This is a genomic window from Prauserella halophila (assembly GCF_024171895.1).
GTDB lineage: Bacteria > Actinomycetota > Actinomycetes > Mycobacteriales > Pseudonocardiaceae > Prauserella > Prauserella halophila.
The window spans coordinates 144,126-158,214 of sequence record NZ_JAMTCQ010000015.1 but is presented as its reverse complement, the minus strand read 5'-3'; the positions used below and the strand labels follow the sequence as shown (position 1 = coordinate 158,214).

26 protein-coding genes are annotated in these 14,089 nt (G+C 66.6%); all 26 read left to right on the top strand.

The window, feature by feature from the left end; translation table 11 throughout:
* Positions 1-30: 30 nt before the first annotated feature.
* The 26 genes from rplV (at position 31) to rplQ (ending at position 14,085) form a co-directional block, all read left to right on the top strand.
* Positions 31-441, top strand: coding sequence for a 50S ribosomal protein L22 (gene rplV / locus LY41_RS22585; RefSeq protein ID WP_253866385.1), 411 nt, complete (start codon positions 31-33; stop codon positions 439-441).
* The gene (gene rpsC / locus LY41_RS22580) at positions 441-1,277 is read left to right on the top strand and encodes a 30S ribosomal protein S3 (protein ID WP_253866383.1); all 837 of its coding nucleotides are present in this window, start codon (positions 441-443) and stop codon (positions 1,275-1,277) included. Before rplV ends, rpsC begins: the two co-directional genes overlap by 1 nt.
* Before the next feature lie 3 nt (positions 1,278-1,280).
* Positions 1,281-1,700 (top strand): 50S ribosomal protein L16, encoded by a 420-nt coding sequence (rplP, locus tag LY41_RS22575; RefSeq protein ID WP_183779642.1) that lies wholly within the window; start codon positions 1,281-1,283, stop codon positions 1,698-1,700.
* A complete protein-coding gene (gene rpmC / locus LY41_RS22570) occupies positions 1,700-1,951 on the top strand; it encodes a 50S ribosomal protein L29 (RefSeq protein WP_030532883.1) in 252 nt (83 codons plus the stop codon). The genes rplP and rpmC overlap by 1 nt, the downstream gene beginning before the upstream one ends.
* Positions 1,948-2,229 (top strand): 30S ribosomal protein S17, encoded by a 282-nt coding sequence (gene rpsQ / locus LY41_RS22565; protein ID WP_253866381.1) that lies wholly within the window; start codon positions 1,948-1,950, stop codon positions 2,227-2,229. Before rpmC ends, rpsQ begins: the two co-directional genes overlap by 4 nt.
* 81 nt (positions 2,230-2,310) lie before the next feature.
* Positions 2,311-2,679, top strand: a complete 369-nt coding sequence (rplN, locus tag LY41_RS22560; protein WP_253866379.1) for a 50S ribosomal protein L14 — start codon at positions 2,311-2,313, stop codon at positions 2,677-2,679.
* The gene (gene rplX, locus LY41_RS22555) at positions 2,680-2,994 is read left to right on the top strand and encodes a 50S ribosomal protein L24 (RefSeq protein ID WP_253866377.1); all 315 of its coding nucleotides are present in this window, start codon (positions 2,680-2,682) and stop codon (positions 2,992-2,994) included.
* Positions 2,994-3,563 (top strand): 50S ribosomal protein L5, encoded by a 570-nt coding sequence (rplE, locus tag LY41_RS22550; RefSeq protein WP_253866375.1) that lies wholly within the window; start codon positions 2,994-2,996, stop codon positions 3,561-3,563. Before rplX ends, rplE begins: the two co-directional genes overlap by 1 nt.
* Before the next feature lie 3 nt (positions 3,564-3,566).
* Complete coding sequence (locus LY41_RS22545; protein WP_253866373.1) at positions 3,567-3,752, top strand: type Z 30S ribosomal protein S14; 186 nt, start codon at positions 3,567-3,569, stop codon at positions 3,750-3,752.
* Between the two features lie 79 nt (positions 3,753-3,831).
* Positions 3,832-4,230: a 30S ribosomal protein S8 gene (gene rpsH, locus LY41_RS22540; protein WP_253866371.1), complete on the top strand. Its 399-nt coding sequence runs from the start codon at positions 3,832-3,834 to the stop codon at positions 4,228-4,230.
* Between the two features lie 16 nt (positions 4,231-4,246).
* Entirely contained in the window at positions 4,247-4,786 is a 540-nt protein-coding gene (gene rplF, locus LY41_RS22535; RefSeq protein WP_253866369.1) for a 50S ribosomal protein L6, read from the top strand.
* A 2-nt stretch (positions 4,787-4,788) separates the two neighbouring features.
* Entirely contained in the window at positions 4,789-5,187 is a 399-nt protein-coding gene (gene rplR, locus LY41_RS22530) for a 50S ribosomal protein L18 (RefSeq protein WP_253866367.1), read from the top strand.
* Between the two features lie 34 nt (positions 5,188-5,221).
* Positions 5,222-5,863, top strand: coding sequence for a 30S ribosomal protein S5 (rpsE, locus tag LY41_RS22525; RefSeq protein ID WP_253866365.1), 642 nt, complete (start codon positions 5,222-5,224; stop codon positions 5,861-5,863).
* A gap of 1 nt (position 5,864) precedes the next feature.
* Positions 5,865-6,050: a 50S ribosomal protein L30 gene (rpmD, locus tag LY41_RS22520; protein WP_253866363.1), complete on the top strand. Its 186-nt coding sequence runs from the start codon at positions 5,865-5,867 to the stop codon at positions 6,048-6,050.
* Entirely contained in the window at positions 6,047-6,490 is a 444-nt protein-coding gene (gene rplO / locus LY41_RS22515; protein ID WP_253866361.1) for a 50S ribosomal protein L15, read from the top strand. Before rpmD ends, rplO begins: the two co-directional genes overlap by 4 nt.
* A gap of 358 nt (positions 6,491-6,848) precedes the next feature.
* A complete protein-coding gene (gene secY / locus LY41_RS22510) occupies positions 6,849-8,156 on the top strand; it encodes a preprotein translocase subunit SecY (RefSeq protein ID WP_253866359.1) in 1,308 nt (435 codons plus the stop codon).
* Positions 8,153-8,707 carry an adenylate kinase gene (locus LY41_RS22505; RefSeq protein ID WP_253866357.1) on the top strand — a complete coding sequence of 185 codons (555 nt, stop codon included), beginning with the start codon at positions 8,153-8,155 and terminating at the stop codon, positions 8,705-8,707. Before secY ends, LY41_RS22505 begins: the two co-directional genes overlap by 4 nt.
* Before the next feature lie 29 nt (positions 8,708-8,736).
* Entirely contained in the window at positions 8,737-9,537 is an 801-nt protein-coding gene (gene map / locus LY41_RS22500; protein WP_253866459.1) for a type I methionyl aminopeptidase, read from the top strand.
* 383 nt (positions 9,538-9,920) lie between these two features.
* Positions 9,921-10,142: a translation initiation factor IF-1 gene (gene infA / locus LY41_RS22495; RefSeq protein WP_030532868.1), complete on the top strand. Its 222-nt coding sequence runs from the start codon at positions 9,921-9,923 to the stop codon at positions 10,140-10,142.
* A gap of 79 nt (positions 10,143-10,221) precedes the next feature.
* A complete protein-coding gene (gene rpmJ / locus LY41_RS22490; RefSeq protein ID WP_005453284.1) occupies positions 10,222-10,335 on the top strand; it encodes a 50S ribosomal protein L36 in 114 nt (37 codons plus the stop codon).
* A gap of 338 nt (positions 10,336-10,673) precedes the next feature.
* Positions 10,674-11,051 carry a 30S ribosomal protein S13 gene (gene rpsM / locus LY41_RS22485; RefSeq protein ID WP_253866355.1) on the top strand — a complete coding sequence of 126 codons (378 nt, stop codon included), beginning with the start codon at positions 10,674-10,676 and terminating at the stop codon, positions 11,049-11,051.
* The gene (locus LY41_RS22480) at positions 11,051-11,242 is read left to right on the top strand and encodes a hypothetical protein (protein WP_253866469.1); all 192 of its coding nucleotides are present in this window, start codon (positions 11,051-11,053) and stop codon (positions 11,240-11,242) included. Before rpsM ends, LY41_RS22480 begins: the two co-directional genes overlap by 1 nt.
* A 16-nt stretch (positions 11,243-11,258) precedes the next feature.
* Complete coding sequence (rpsK, locus tag LY41_RS22475) at positions 11,259-11,657, top strand: 30S ribosomal protein S11 (RefSeq protein WP_253866352.1); 399 nt, start codon at positions 11,259-11,261, stop codon at positions 11,655-11,657.
* A 23-nt stretch (positions 11,658-11,680) separates the two neighbouring features.
* The gene (gene rpsD / locus LY41_RS22470) at positions 11,681-12,286 is read left to right on the top strand and encodes a 30S ribosomal protein S4 (protein WP_253866350.1); all 606 of its coding nucleotides are present in this window, start codon (positions 11,681-11,683) and stop codon (positions 12,284-12,286) included.
* A 91-nt stretch (positions 12,287-12,377) separates the two neighbouring features.
* On the top strand, positions 12,378-13,457 hold the full coding sequence (locus tag LY41_RS22465; RefSeq protein ID WP_253866348.1) for a DNA-directed RNA polymerase subunit alpha: 1,080 nt from the start codon (positions 12,378-12,380) through the stop codon (positions 13,455-13,457).
* Positions 13,458-13,527: 70 nt separating this feature from the next.
* A complete protein-coding gene (gene rplQ / locus LY41_RS22460) occupies positions 13,528-14,085 on the top strand; it encodes a 50S ribosomal protein L17 (protein WP_253866346.1) in 558 nt (185 codons plus the stop codon).
* The last annotated feature ends 4 nt before the right edge of the window (positions 14,086-14,089 follow it).

Here is a 14,089-nt window from a genome sequence, read left to right as displayed (position 1 = left end):
AGCAGCGCACCTTAAGAGAAGGAAGTAACGATGAACGCGCGTAACGACGCGGTAGCCGAGCAGGAGACCCTGCCGACGGCTTTCGCGCGGGCTCGCTTCGTCCGGGACTCGCCGACCAAGGTGCGCCGGGTGATCGAGCTGATCAAGGGTCAGAACGCGAACGACGCTCTGACGACGCTGAAGTACTCGCCGCAGTCGGCGTCGTACCAGCTGTCCAAGGTCCTCGCCAGTGCGATGGCCAACGCCGAGAACAACCTCGACCTGGACCCCGACACGCTGTGGGTCAAGAACGCCTACGCCGATGACGGCCCGACGCTCAAGCGCATCCAGCCGCGTGCCCAGGGGCGCGCGTTCCGGATCCGGAAGCGGACGAGCCAGATCACCGTCGAGGTCGAGTCCCGTCCTGAGGCGAAGAAGAGCAAGAAGGCAGGTGGCCGGTAGTGGGCCAGAAGATCAACCCGCACGGCTTCCGGCTCGGGATCACCACGGACTGGAAGTCTCGCTGGTACGCCGACAAGCAGTACTCGGACTACGTGGCCGAGGACGTCAAGATCCGCAAGCTCCTGTCCACGGGCATGGAGCGGGCCGGCATCTCCAAGGTGGAGATCGAGCGCACCCGGGACCGGGTCCGCGTCGACATCCACACCGCCCGGCCGGGCATCGTCATCGGCCGCCGCGGCGCCGAGGCCGACCGCATCCGCGGGTCGCTGGAGAAGCTGACCGGCAAGCAGGTGCAGCTGAACATCCTCGAGGTGAAGAACTCCGAGTCCGACGCCCAGCTGGTGGCGCAGGGCATCGCGGAGCAGCTGTCCAACCGTGTCGCGTTCCGGCGCGCCATGCGGAAGGCGATCCAGACGTCCATGCGGTCGCCGCAGGTCAAGGGCATCCGCGTGCAGTGCAGCGGTCGTCTCGGCGGTGCCGAGATGTCGCGCTCCGAGCACTACCGCGACGGCCGGGTCCCGCTGCACACGCTGCGTGCCGACATCGACTACGGCTTCTTCGAGGCCAAGACGACGTTCGGCCGCATCGGCGTGAAGGTGTGGATCTACAAGGGCGAGCTGGTCGGTGGGCTGAAGGCCAAGGCCGAGCGTGACGCCGCCGCGGCGGCCGAGCGCGCACCGCGCCGGGAGCGTCCGCAGCGGCGTCGTGGTGGTGCCTCCGGTACCACGCCGACGTCGACCGAGGCCGGCCGTGCCGCCAAGGCCGACACAGACGTCGCGTCCAGCAAGGCCCCCGAGGTGGCCGAGTCGGACGCTGGAGAGAAGACGGAGGGCTGAGGCGTGCTCATCCCACGCAAGGTCAAGCACCGTAAGCAGCACGCGCCGAAGCGCAAGGGTGCCGCCAAGGGCGGCACGAAGGTCACCTTCGGTGACTACGGCATCCAGGCGCTCGAGCACGCCTACGTGACGAACCGGCAGATCGAGTCCGCTCGTATCGCCATGACGCGCCACATCAAGCGTGGCGGGAAGATCTGGATCAACATCTTCCCGGACCGTCCGCTCACGAAGAAGCCGGCCGAGACCCGCATGGGTTCCGGTAAGGGCTCGCCGGAGTGGTGGGTCGCCAACGTCAAGCCGGGCCGCGTGATGTTCGAGATGAGCTTCCCGAACGAGGCCGTGGCCCGCGAGGCCATGCGCCGCGCGATCCACAAGTTGCCGATGAAGTGCAGGATCGTGAGCCGTGAAGGTGGTGAGTTCTGATGGCGGCAGCTGGAGTTGCTGCGTCGGAGCTGCGTGAGCTTACTGCGGAAGAGCTCGTGCTGCGTCTGAAGGAATCGAAGGAGGAGCTGTTCAACCTCCGGTTCCAGATGGCGACCGGCCAGCTCGACAACAACCGCAGGCTTCGCACGGTCCGCGCTGACATCGCGCGCATCTACACGGTGATGCGTGAGCGCGAGCTCGGTCTCTCGATCGCGCCTGACGAGACTGACGAGAGTGAAGGTGCCGCATGAGCGAGCCGCTGCAGAAGGCCGACTCCGGTCGGAACTACCGGAAGGTCCGTGAGGGCCTGGTCGTGTCCGACAAGATGGACAAGACGATTGTCGTGGAGCTCGAGGACCGCAAGAAGCACCCGCTGTACGGCAAGGTCATGCGCTCGACCAAGAAGGTCAAGGCGCACGACGAACAGAACACGGCCGGCGTGGGTGACCGCGTCATCGTGATGGAGACCCGCCCGATGTCCGCCACGAAGCGGTACCGGCTGGTCGAGATCCGCGAGAAGGCCAAGTAATCAGGGGGCCGCAACAGCCCCATTCGTTCCGCCAGGCTCGGAAGGACAACCCGAGAACCGGCGCGACATACAGGAGTTGACGTGATCCAGCAGGAGTCGCGACTGCGAGTCGCCGACAACACGGGTGCCAAGGAGATCCTGACCATCCGCGTGCTCGGTGGCTCGGGGCGGCGCTACGCGGGCATCGGCGACGTCATCGTCGCCACAGTCAAGGACGCCATCCCGGCCGCCAATGTGAAGCGTGGTGACGTCGTCAAGGCGGTCATCGTCCGTACAGCGAAGGAGAAGCGTCGCCCCGACGGCTCCTACATCGCCTTCGACGAGAACGCCGCGGTGCTCATCAAGAACGACAACGATCCGCGAGGCACGCGCATCTTCGGGCCGGTCGGTCGTGAGCTGCGCGACCGGAAGTTCATGAAGATCATCTCGTTGGCGCCGGAGGTGCTCTGAATGAAGGTCAAGAAGGGCGACACCGTTCTCGTCGTCGCGGGCAAGGACAAGGGTGCGAAGGGCAAGGTCATCAAGGCCGTCCCGGAGCGCAGCAAGGTCCTCGTCGAGGGCGTGAACCGGATCAAGAAGCACACGCGGATCTCGCAGAATCAGCGGGGCGCCGAGTCCGGCGGCATCGTCACGCAGGAGGCCCTGATCCACGTCTCGAACGTGATGGTCGTGGACTCCGACGGGAACCCGACCCGGGTCGGTTACCGCTTCGGCGAGGACGGCAAGAAGGTTCGGATCTCGCGTAAGACGGGCAAGGACATCTGATGACCACCGCAGAGACGACACACCCGACCCCGCGGCTCAAGGTCCGCTACCGCGAGGAAATCGCGGGCCAGCTGCGCGAGGAGTTCGACCTGGCCAACGTGCACCAGATTCCCGGTGTCACGAAGGTCGTCGTGAACATGGGCGTCGGCGACGCCGCCCGTGACAGCAAGCTCATCGAGGGCGCAGTGCGTGACCTGGCCGCCATCACCGGGCAGAAGCCCGAGGTGCGCAGGGCCCGCAAGTCCATCGCGCAGTTCAAGCTGCGTGAGGGCATGCCGATCGGTGCGCGTGCGACGCTGCGCAACGACCGCATGTGGGAGTTCCTGGACCGGCTGCTGAACATCGCGCTGCCGCGTATCCGCGACTTCCGCGGGCTCTCGAGCAAGCAGTTCGACGGGCACGGCAACTACACGTTCGGCCTGTCGGAGCAGTCGATGTTCCACGAGATCGACCCCGACTCCATCGACCGCTCGCGCGGCATGGACGTCACGGTCGTGACGACCGCCAACAACGACGACGAGGGCCGTGCGCTGCTCCGCAAGCTCGGCTTCCCCTTTAAGGAGGCGTGAGCAATGGCTAAGAAGTCCCTTATCGCCAAGGCCGCCCGGAAGCCGAAGTTCAAGGTGCGGGGCTACACCCGTTGCCAGCGCTGCGGCCGGCCGCACTCGGTCTACCGCAAGTTCGGCCTCTGCCGCATCTGCCTGCGGGAAATGGCGCACGCGGGACAGCTTCCCGGCGTGAGCAAGTCCAGCTGGTGAAGGCGCCCCGATAACTCCCACTTCGCCACAGGCCCCGGCGGTGCCGGGGAACCAGGGCGAGAAAGGTTGACAGGTCACCATGACGATGACCGACCCGATCGCAGACTTTCTGACACGTCTGCGGAATGCGAACTCGGCGCACCACGACGAGGTGACGCTCCCGCACTCGAAGATCAAGGAGAACATCTCCGAGATCCTCAAGCGCGAGGGTTACATCGCGGACTACGGCACCGCGCCCGGCGAGAAGCACCAGAACCTCGTCGTGAGCCTCAAATTCGGGCCGAACCGTGAGCGCAGCATCGCCGGCCTCCGCCGCGTGTCGAAGCCGGGTCTGCGTGTGTACGCGAAATCCAACAACCTGCCGAAGGTTCTCGGTGGCCTCGGCGTCGCGATCATCTCGACGTCGGCCGGCCTCCAGACCGACCGTCAGGCCATGCGCAACGGCGTGGGCGGCGAAGTCCTCGCCTACGTCTGGTAAGGGAGGGGACAAGGCAATGTCACGCATTGGAAAGCTGCCGATCACCGTCCCCTCCGGGGTCGAGGTGAACATCGACGGCCAGCACGTGTCGGTCACGGGTCCGAAGGGCACCCTTGAGCACACGGTGCCGGAGCCGATCGTCGTCGAGCGCGACGCCGACGGTGCGATCGTGGTCAATCGCCCGGACGACGAGCGTGAGAACCGCTCGCTGCACGGCCTCACGCGGACGCTGGTGAACAACCTGGTCGTCGGCGTCAGCGAGGGCTACGAGAAGAAGATGGAGATCCACGGGGTCGGTTACCGCGTGCAGGCCAAGGGCTCGGACCTCGAGTTCGCCCTCGGCTACAGCCACCCGGTGCTGATCAAGGCTCCGGAGGGCATCACGTTCGCCGTGGAGAGCCCGACGAAGTTCTCGGTGGCCGGCATCGACAAGCAGAAGGTCGGCCAGACCGCTGCGGTCATCCGCAAGCTGCGGCGTCCTGACCCGTACAAGGGCAAGGGCCTGCGCTACGAGGGTGAGCGCATCCGTCGCAAGGTCGGAAAGACGGGTAAGTGATCATGAGCGAAACGGTTACGAAGCGCAGGCCGATCGGCAAGGATGTCTCGACCCGTCGCCGCGTGAGCAAGGCTCGCAGGCACAACCGGCTGCGCAAGAAGATCTTCGGCACCGCGGAGCGTCCGCGACTGTCGGTGAAGCGCTCCTCCCGGCACATCTACGTGCAGCTGATCGACGACGTGGCCGGCCACACGGTGGCCTCGTCGTCGACGCTCGAGGCCGAGGTGGCCGCCGTCGAGGGCGACAAGAAGGCCAAGGCCGCCAAGGTCGGCGAACTGGTGGCATCCCGCGCCAAGAACGCGGGTGTCGAGTACGCGGTGCTCGACCGGGGCGGCGACGCCTACCACGGCCGGATCGCGGCGCTGGCGGACGCCGCTCGCGAAGCGGGGTTGGAATTCTGATGGTGAACAAGTTCGAGAACGGAAGGAACGCCTGATGCCGGGACGTACGCGGCAATCCGGCGGCCAGAGCGGAACCGGCGACAACAACCAGAACCGCGAACGCGGTGGCGGCCGGGACCGCAGGGACCGTCGTGACGGTGGCCGTGGGGCGGCCCAGGAAAAGAACCCGCACCTCGAGCGCGTTGTAGCGATCAACCGCGTGGCCAAGGTCGTCAAGGGCGGTCGTCGCTTCAGCTTCACCGCTCTGGTCGTGGTCGGTGACGGCGACGGTCAGGTCGGCGTCGGCTACGGCAAGGCCAAGGAGGTGCCCTCGGCGATCGCCAAGGGCGTCGAGGAAGGCAAGAAGAACTTCTTCCGCGTGCCCCGCATCGCGGGCAGCATCCCGCACCCGGTTCAGGGTGAGGACGCCGCCGGTGTGGTGCTGCTGCGGCCGGCCTCGGCCGGTACCGGTGTCATCGCCGGTGGCCCGGTGCGTGCCGTGCTGGAGTGCGCGGGTGTGCACGACGTGCTCTCGAAGTCGCTGGGTAGCGACAACGCGATCAACATCGTGCACGCGACCGTGGCCGCACTGAAGGGCCTGTCCCGTCCGGAAGAGGTCGCGGCTCGCCGTGGCCTGCCGCTCGAGGACGTCGCGCCGGCGCGCATGCTGCGTCAGCGCGCGGGTCAGGAGGTCTGAGATGGCGCAGCTGAAGGTCACTCAGATCAAGAGCACGGTCGGTACGCGGCAGAATCATCGGGACACCCTGCGTACCCTGGGACTGCGGAAGATCCGCCAGTCCGTGGTGCGTGAGGACACCCGTGACGTCCGTGGCCTGGTCCAGGCGGTGCGGCACCTGGTGAGCGTGGAGGAGGTCAACTCATGACCATCAAGATCCATGACCTGAAGCCCGCACCCGGCGCCAAGCGGGAGAAGGACCGCGTCGGCCGTGGTGAGGGTTCGAAGGGCAAGACCGCCGGTCGCGGTACGAAGGGCACCAAGGCCCGGAAGAACGTGCCCGCCGGCTTCGAGGGTGGGCAGATGCCCATCCAGATGCGGCTCCCGAAGCTGCGTGGCTTCAAGAACCGCTTCCGTACCGAGTACCAGCCGGTGAACGTGGGCGACATCGCCCGGGTGTTCGCCGACGGCGGCAAGGTGAGCAAGGACGAGCTCGTGGCAGGCGGCCTCGTCCGCAAGGGCCACCTCGTCAAGGTTCTCGGCAACGGTGACGTCGACGGCGTCAAGCTCGAGGTTTCCGCCGACGCGTTCTCCGCGAGCGCGAAGGAGAAGCTCGAGGCTGCGGGTGGCTCGGCCATCACGCTCTGACGCTCGAGAATTCGGGGCAGCGGCCCGTCCGGCGACAGCCGGGCGGGCCGCTGCGTGTGTGCCGGCCCGGTGCGGGCACCTCGCCGGTTGCGGCCCGGGGGAGTGGCGTTCGTCGCTTCCCGGGCGGCCCGCGGGCAGCAGGGCGACTTCCGTAGGTAGCCTGCGGTCGGTTCGGCAACTCGCTGAATCGCCACTCTGAGCGGCTGTTAGAGTCGTCGAGGCGCCTGGGGACGTCCTCTGTCTTCCAAGCGTCCGGCTGGCCAGCCTGCCAGCGAAGCGAGTCGTCCCGCCGGCGTTCCGAGACCGCCGGCCAAGCCGATCGCCGGAATCCGCCGGCGACGTCGAGGAGGTCCCCCGCGTGCTCAGCGCCTTCCGCTCGGCTCTTGCCACGCCGGACCTGCGCAAGAAGATCCTGTTCACGTTGATGATCGTGGCCGTGTACCGGCTCGGGGCGGTCATTCCAGCGCCTGGCGTCTCGTACAACAGCGTTCAGGCTTGTCAGGCGCAGGTCGAGGGTCAGAGTTTCTTCACGCTGCTGAATCTGTTCAGCGGCGGCGCGCTCCTGCAGCTCTCCGTCTTCGCGACGGGCATCATGCCGTACATCACGGCGAGCATCATCGTGCAGTTGCTCACGGTGGTCATCCCGCACTTCGAAGAGCTGAAGAAGGAGGGCCAGTCCGGTCAGGGCAAGCTGACGCAGTACACGCGCTACCTGACGATCGCGCTGGCGATCCTGCAGGCGACCGGCGTGATCGCGCTGGCCGAGCGCGGCGGGATGTTCCCGAACTGCACGGAATCGATCTTCCCGGACGGCGGCGTCGCCACATTGGCCATCACCGTCCTGACCATGACGGCCGGTACGGCCATGATGATGTGGCTCGGCGAGCTGATCACCGAACGCGGTGTCGGCAACGGTATGTCGCTGCTGATCTTCCTGAACATCGCGGCGCAGATCCCGGCCGAGGGTGCCAACATCCTGAACCAGAACACGCCGGTCGTGTTCGCGTTCGTCTGCCTGCTGGCGCTGGTGATCATCGCGAGCGTCGTCTTCGTCGAACAGGGTCAGCGCCGCATTCCGGTGCAGTACGCCAAGCGCATGGTCGGCAGGCGGATGTACGGGGGTACGTCGACGTACCTGCCGATCAAGGTCAACCAGGCCGGTGTCATTCCGGTGATCTTCGGCTCGTCGCTGCTGTACCTGCCGGACCTGCTGGTGAATCTCACCGGGGATCCGCAGAATCCGTCGGGCTTCACGCAGTTCATCCAGACGTACCTGAGTGATCAGAGCAGCTGGCTGCACATGCTGCTGTACTTCGCCCTGATCATCTTCTTCACGTACTTCTACATCACGATCACCTTCAACGTTGACGATCGCGCCGAGGAGATGAAGAAGTTCGGCGGCTTCATCCCCGGTATCCGTCCGGGCAGGCCGACCGCCGAGTACTTGCGCTTCGTGCTGAGCAGGATCACGTTGCCCGGATCGATCTACCTTGGCATCGTGGCAATCCTGCCGAACTTCTTCCTGTCCCTCACCGGCGAAGGCCAGAACCAGAACTTCCCGCTCGGCGGCACCGCGGTTCTGATCATGGTCGGTGTCGGACTCGACACGGTGAAGCAGATCGAAAGCCAGCTCATGCAGCGCAACTACGAAGGGTTCCTCCGATGACGCGTGTGCTCCTTGTGGGTCCTCCCGGAGCGGGCAAGGGGACGCAGGCGGTCTCTCTCTCCGAGCGACTGGGCGTTCCGCACATTTCGACAGGCGATCTGTTTCGCGCCAATGTCGGCAACGAGACGCCGCTGGGCCTCGAGGCGAAGCGGTACATGGACGCCGGCGAGCTCGTCCCCGACTCGGTGACCAACGAGATGGTGCGCGAGCGGCTGCAGGAGCCGGACGCGAAGGCCGGTTTCCTGCTGGACGGGTTCCCGCGCAACACGAAGCAGGCCGAGGTACTGGGCGACATGCTCGGTGCGCAGAACACGGGCCTCGATGGCGTGATCGAGCTGAAGGTGAGCGACGACGAGCTGGTCGAGCGGCTGCTGTCCCGCGGCCGCAGTGACGACACCGAAGAGGTCATCCGCCGTCGCCAGGAGGTCTACCGGCAGGAGACGGCGCCGTTGCTCGAGTACTACGCCGACATCGTGGTGACCGTGGACGGCATCGGCGAGGTCGACGAGGTCTCTCAGCGTGTGCTGGACGCGCTCGGCAAGAGCTCGTGAACCTGCTCGGCCTGAGGATGCCGCGGTGGATGCGCCGCGGCGGTTCGATCGAAGCGAAGTCACGTGGCGAGCTGGAGGCCATGCGTGCGGCGGGTCTCATCGTCTCGCGCACTCTCGCGACCGTCACCGCGGCCGCCAAGCCGGGCGTGAGCACGCTCGAACTGGACGCTCTGGCCGAGCAGCTGATCAGGGATGCCGATGCGGTGCCCTCGTTCAAGGGCTACTACGGTTTTCCCGGTTCGATCTGCGCGTCGGTGAACGACCAGATCGTGCACGGCATCCCGTCGTCGGAGCTGGTCCTCGCGGACGGTGACCTGCTGTCGGTCGACTGCGGCGCCATCCTCGAGGGCTGGCACGGCGATTCGGCCGTGACCATCTCCGTGGGCGAGGTGAGCGAGCCCGACCGGAAGCTGTCGGCGGCGACGAGGTCGACGATGGAGGCCGGGATCGACGCGGCGCTGCCGGGCGCGCGGCTCACCGACATCTCGCACGCCATCGAGATGGAAGCCCTGCGCCGGACCGGTGACGACGGCGTCGAGTACGGGATGATCGAGGAGTACGGCGGACACGGCATCGGCCGTGAAATGCACATGGAGCCGTTCCTGCCGAACCTCGGCAAGCCGGGCAGGGGCCCGGAGCTGCGCCCCGGGGTGACTCTGGCGATCGAACCGATGCTGACCGGCGGATCCGGCGAGACGGTGGAGCTCGACGACGGCTGGACCGTCATCACCGACGACGGTTCCCGCGCGGCGCACTGGGAACACACCGTGGCGGTCACCGCCGACGGCCCGTGGGTGCTCACGGCTCCGGAGGACGCGTCGGCCGCGTGACCGGTTCACCGGACGGTGTGATCGATCGGGACAGCGTGGCGACCGGGACAGCGTGGCGACCAGGACAGCGTGGCGACCAGGACAGCGTGGCGACCAGGACAGCGTGGCGACCAGGACGGTGACCGTCCGGATCGGGTAGGCCCGGTCACGTAGCGCGCACGCGCCGCACCTATCACAACTGGCCCCGGTTTGGGAGCCGTGACACGAGGTGGGTAGACTCTACTGCTGGCGTGCCTTCCATGCTGTTCTCCGACACCCGAGCGGGCGGACGCGGATTTCCGATTTCGGGATCCTTCCGGCCACTCGACGTGTTCGGACGCCGGTGGAGCGCGCGTCAGTCCAGGTAAGCACCATCGCTCAACCAATCACGAATTGCGGAGTACATGGCGAAGAAAGACGGGGCCATCGAGGTAGAGGGTCGCGTGATCGAGCCGCTCCCCAACGCGATGTTTCGTGTCGAGTTGGAGAACGGCCACAAGGTCCTGGCCCACATCAGCGGCAAGATGCGGCAGCACTACATCCGCATCCTGCCTGAGGACAAGGTGGTTGTGGAGCTGTCGCCCTACGATCTGTCTCGTGGTCGCATCGTCTACCGCTACAAGTGATCACGGAGGGCGTGGCGGATGCCTGAGGTGTCCTCCCCGGTAGGGCACACGGTTATTCGACACGACGAAAGCAGGAGACGTGAAGGTCAAGCCGAGCGTCAAGCGAATCTGCGACAAGTGCCAGGTGGTCCGGCGGCACGGCCGGATCATGGTGATCTGCGACAACCTGCGGCACAAGCAGCGGCAGGGCTGAGCAGCTCGTCCACTTGTCGACAGTGACCTGACACTGTGACACCAGAGCACTGGCACCTCACACGAGCACTGTGACAACCACGAGCACTGTGACACCACTGTGACAACAGAGCACCGTGACAGCAGTGCACCGTGACAGCAGAGCACCGTGAGAACAGCGCACTGTGAGAACTAGAGCCTCCCCGAACCTGCTCTGACCGGTGACACACCGGACAGGGCCTACCCCCGGACTTCAGGCCGGGGCCGGGACACCGCCCGCGAGAGCGGGTGGAGACGCGAGTCGTCCCGGAAGTGGTCGGGGAGCAGACCTGAAGACGAAACGAAGGAGCACGAGCGCCAATGGCACGACTCGCTGGCGTCGATCTCCCCCGCGACAAGCGGCTGGAGATCGCGCTGACCTACATCTACGGCATCGGCCGTACCAGCGCCACGCAGATCGCCGTCGCGACGGAACTGAACCCGGACACCCGGGTCAAGGACCTCGGCGACGACGACCTGGTGAAGCTGCGTGACCACATCGAAGAGAACTTCAGGGTCGAGGGTGACCTCCGCCGCGAGGTGAACGCCGACATCCGTCGGAAGATCGAGATCGGGTGCTACGAGGGTCTCCGCTGGCGCCGTGGGCTGCCGGTCCGCGGCCAGCGCACCAAGACCAACGCGCGTACGCGCAAGGGCCCGAAGAAGACGGTCGCCGGCAAGAAGAAGGCAGGCCGCTGATGGCCGTCGTACGGACCAAGCGGCGTGCGATGCGTGCGGGCGCCGGCTCGCGCACCAACCACGCGACGTCGCCGAAGTCGCTGTACGCCCGTCCGATGGCGCTGCGCGAGCTGTACTCCGACGCCGGGACGATCATCCGGCGCGGGCAGCAGGAAGCCGCCGCGGCCGCCGACGAGAAGCACTCGCGCTAACGAGGAGATCACCCGAATGCCACCCCGCAGTGGCGGCGCCAAGAAGGTGCGTCGCAAAGAGAAGAAAAATGTTGCCCACGGGCATGCTCACATCAAGAGCACGTTCAACAACACGATCATTTCGATCACCGATCCGGACGGTGCTGTGATCTCGTGGGCTTCGTCCGGTCACGTCGGCTTCAAGGGCTCGCGTAAGTCCACGCCGTTCGCCGCCCAGATGGCCGCCGAGAACGCGGCCCGCAAGGCCGCCGAACACGGCATGAAGAAGGTCGACGTGTTCGTGAAGGGCCCGGGTTCGGGCCGTGAGACCGCGATCCGTTCGCTGCAGGCCGCCGGCCTCGAGGTCGGCACCATCCAGGACGTGACCCCGCAGCCGCACAACGGCTGCCGCCCGCCGAAGCGTCGTCGGGTCTGAGGAACGGGGAGGAGTAGACACAAATGGCTCGTTACACCGGCCCCGCGACGCGTCTGTCGCGTCGCCTCAAGACCGACCTCATCGGCGGCGACCAGGCCTTTGAACGTCGTCCCTACCCGCCGGGCCAGCACGGCCGCGGCCGGGTCAAGGAGAGCGAGTACCTGCTTCAGCTGCAGGAGAAGCAGAAGGCCCGCCACACCTACGGCGTGCTCGAGCGCCAGTTCCGCCGGTACTACGAGGAAGCCGCACGGCGTTCCGGCAAGACCGGCGAGAACCTACTGCAGATCTGCGAGTCGCGGCTGGACAACGTCGTGTACCGCGCGGGTATCGCCCGTACGCGCCGCCAGGCCCGTCAGCTCGTCGGCCACGGCCACTTCACGGTCAACGGCAAGAACGTGAACGTGCCGAGCTACCGGGTGTCCAAGTTCGACATCATCGACGTGCGGCCGCGGTCGGCGAAGATGCTGCCGTTCGTGGCAGCCAAGGAAGCGATGGGCGAGCGTCCGATCCCGGGTTGGCTGCAGGTCGTGCCCTCGACGCTGCGGATTCTCGTGCACCAGCTCCCGGAGCGGGCGCAGATCGAGATTCCCGTGCAGGAACAGCTGATCGTCGAGTACTACTCGAAGTGATCGCCGGCGGCGGCGCGGCGGATCCGCGCCGCCGCTCCGCCATCCCTTTCGACGTCATATGGCGGGCGTCGGCAGGAAAGGACAAGGAACAGTGCTGATTTCCCAGCGACCGGCTCTCGGCGAAGAGACGGTCAACGAGACCCGGTCCCGGTTCACCATCGAGCCGCTCGAGCCGGGCTTCGGCTACACGCTCGGCAACTCGCTCCGGCGTACGTTGCTGTCGTCGATCCCGGGTGCTGCGATCACGAGCATCCGCATCGACGGCGTTCTGCACGAGTTCACCACCGTGCCGGGGGTGAAGGAGGACGTCACCGAGATCATCCTGAACCTCAAGGAGCTCGTGGTGTCCTCCGAGGAGGACGAGCCCGTCACCATGTACCTGCGCAAGCAGGGCCCGGGCGAGGTCACCGCGGCGGACATCGTGCCGCCGGCCGGCGTGACCGTGCACAACCCGGATCTGCACATCGGCTGGCTCAACGACAAGGGCAAGCTCGAGGTCGAGCTCGTCGTCGAGCGTGGCCGTGGCTACGTGCCTGCGCTGCAGAACAAGCAGGCGGGTGCCGAGATCGGCCGGATTCCGGTCGACTCGATCTACTCGCCGGTGCTGAAGGTGACGTACAAGGTCGAGGCCACGCGTGTCGAACAGCGGACCGACTTCGACAAGCTGATCCTGGACGTGGAGACGAAGCCGTCGATGACGCCGCGGGACGCCGTGGCGTCGGCGGGCCGGACGCTCGTCGAGCTGTTCGGCCTCGCCCGGGAGCTGAACATCGACGCGGAGGGCATCGAGATCGGCCCGTCGCCGCAGGAGGCGGACACCATCGCCGCCTACGCGATGCCGATCGAGGACCTGGACCTGACGGTGCGGTCCTACAACTGCCTCAAGCGCGAGGGAATTCACACGGTCGGCGAGCTGGTCTCGCGCAGCGAGGCCGACCTGCTCGACATCCGCAACTTCGGTGCGAAGTCGATCGACGAGGTGAAGATGAAGCTCGTCGGCCTCGGCCTCGCGCTCAAGGACAGCCCGCCCGGGTTCGACCCGACGACCGCGGCCGCCAATTACGACGACGGTGAGGGCTGGGGCGACGACATGTCCGTCGGCGTCCCCGAGGGTCTGTCCGACGACGGCCACGACGATGGCCAGGACTACGCAGAGACGGAACAGCTGTAGGACCCGACGACGGTGGCCGGCCTGCGCCGGCCACCGGGTCTCGCGGCTGAGAAGCTAACGAGGAGAACCGATGCCCACCCCCACCAAGGGACGCCGTCTCGGTGGATCGCCGTCGCATGAGCGGCTGATGCTGGCGAACCTGGCCACGTCGCTGTTCGAGCACGGCAAGATCACCACCACCGAGGCCAAGGCCAGGCGTGTCCGGCCGCTCGCGGAAAAGCTGATCACGAAGGCCAAGCGCGGCGACGTGCACAACCGGCGTCAGATCATGCGGACCGTCCGCAACAAGGACGTCGTGCACAAGCTGCTCGCCGAGATCGGCCCGCACTTCGCCGACCGCAACGGTGGTTATCTCCGCATCACCAAGACGCTGCCGCGCAAGGGCGACAACGCCCCGATGGCGGTCGTCGAGCTGGTGGCGGAGAAGACCGTGACGTCGGAGGCCGAGAAGGCTCGCGGCACGAAGTTCGCCAAGGACGAGCCGGCCGCCGCCGAAGCCGAGTCCGCAGAGAGCGCCGACAGCGCGGACTCCGCGGACAGCGCCGACTCGGCCGATTCCGCCGACTCGGCCGACAGCCCGGCCGCCGAGGCCGAGAAGACCGAGTCCGAGAAGAAGGACGAGGCCTGACAGG

Bases quoted from the DNA above. Each gene is read 5' to 3' on its own strand.
- rplV (WP_253866385.1), top strand. From the start codon at position 31: ATGAACGCGCGTAACGACGCGGTAGCCGAGCAGGAGACCCTGCCGACG.
- rpmC (WP_030532883.1), top strand. From the start codon at position 1,700: ATGGCGGCAGCTGGAGTTGCTGCGTCGGAGCTGCGTGAGCTTACTGCG.
- rpsQ (WP_253866381.1), top strand. From the start codon at position 1,948: ATGAGCGAGCCGCTGCAGAAGGCCGACTCCGGTCGGAACTACCGGAAG.
- rplX (WP_253866377.1), top strand. From the start codon at position 2,680: ATGAAGGTCAAGAAGGGCGACACCGTTCTCGTCGTCGCGGGCAAGGAC.
- rplE (WP_253866375.1), top strand. From the start codon at position 2,994: ATGACCACCGCAGAGACGACACACCCGACCCCGCGGCTCAAGGTCCGC.
- LY41_RS22545 (WP_253866373.1), top strand. From the start codon at position 3,567: ATGGCTAAGAAGTCCCTTATCGCCAAGGCCGCCCGGAAGCCGAAGTTC.
- rpsH (WP_253866371.1), top strand. From the start codon at position 3,832: ATGACGATGACCGACCCGATCGCAGACTTTCTGACACGTCTGCGGAAT.
- rplF (WP_253866369.1), top strand. From the start codon at position 4,247: ATGTCACGCATTGGAAAGCTGCCGATCACCGTCCCCTCCGGGGTCGAG.
- rplR (WP_253866367.1), top strand. From the start codon at position 4,789: ATGAGCGAAACGGTTACGAAGCGCAGGCCGATCGGCAAGGATGTCTCG.
- rpsE (WP_253866365.1), top strand. From the start codon at position 5,222: ATGCCGGGACGTACGCGGCAATCCGGCGGCCAGAGCGGAACCGGCGAC.
- rpmD (WP_253866363.1), top strand. From the start codon at position 5,865: ATGGCGCAGCTGAAGGTCACTCAGATCAAGAGCACGGTCGGTACGCGG.
- rplO (WP_253866361.1), top strand. From the start codon at position 6,047: ATGACCATCAAGATCCATGACCTGAAGCCCGCACCCGGCGCCAAGCGG.
- LY41_RS22505 (WP_253866357.1), top strand. From the start codon at position 8,153: ATGACGCGTGTGCTCCTTGTGGGTCCTCCCGGAGCGGGCAAGGGGACG.
- map (WP_253866459.1), top strand. From the start codon at position 8,737: ATGCGCCGCGGCGGTTCGATCGAAGCGAAGTCACGTGGCGAGCTGGAG.
- infA (WP_030532868.1), top strand. From the start codon at position 9,921: ATGGCGAAGAAAGACGGGGCCATCGAGGTAGAGGGTCGCGTGATCGAG.
- rpsM (WP_253866355.1), top strand. From the start codon at position 10,674: ATGGCACGACTCGCTGGCGTCGATCTCCCCCGCGACAAGCGGCTGGAG.
- LY41_RS22480 (WP_253866469.1), top strand. From the start codon at position 11,051: ATGGCCGTCGTACGGACCAAGCGGCGTGCGATGCGTGCGGGCGCCGGC.
- rpsK (WP_253866352.1), top strand. From the start codon at position 11,259: ATGCCACCCCGCAGTGGCGGCGCCAAGAAGGTGCGTCGCAAAGAGAAG.
- rpsD (WP_253866350.1), top strand. From the start codon at position 11,681: ATGGCTCGTTACACCGGCCCCGCGACGCGTCTGTCGCGTCGCCTCAAG.
- rplQ (WP_253866346.1), top strand. From the start codon at position 13,528: ATGCCCACCCCCACCAAGGGACGCCGTCTCGGTGGATCGCCGTCGCAT.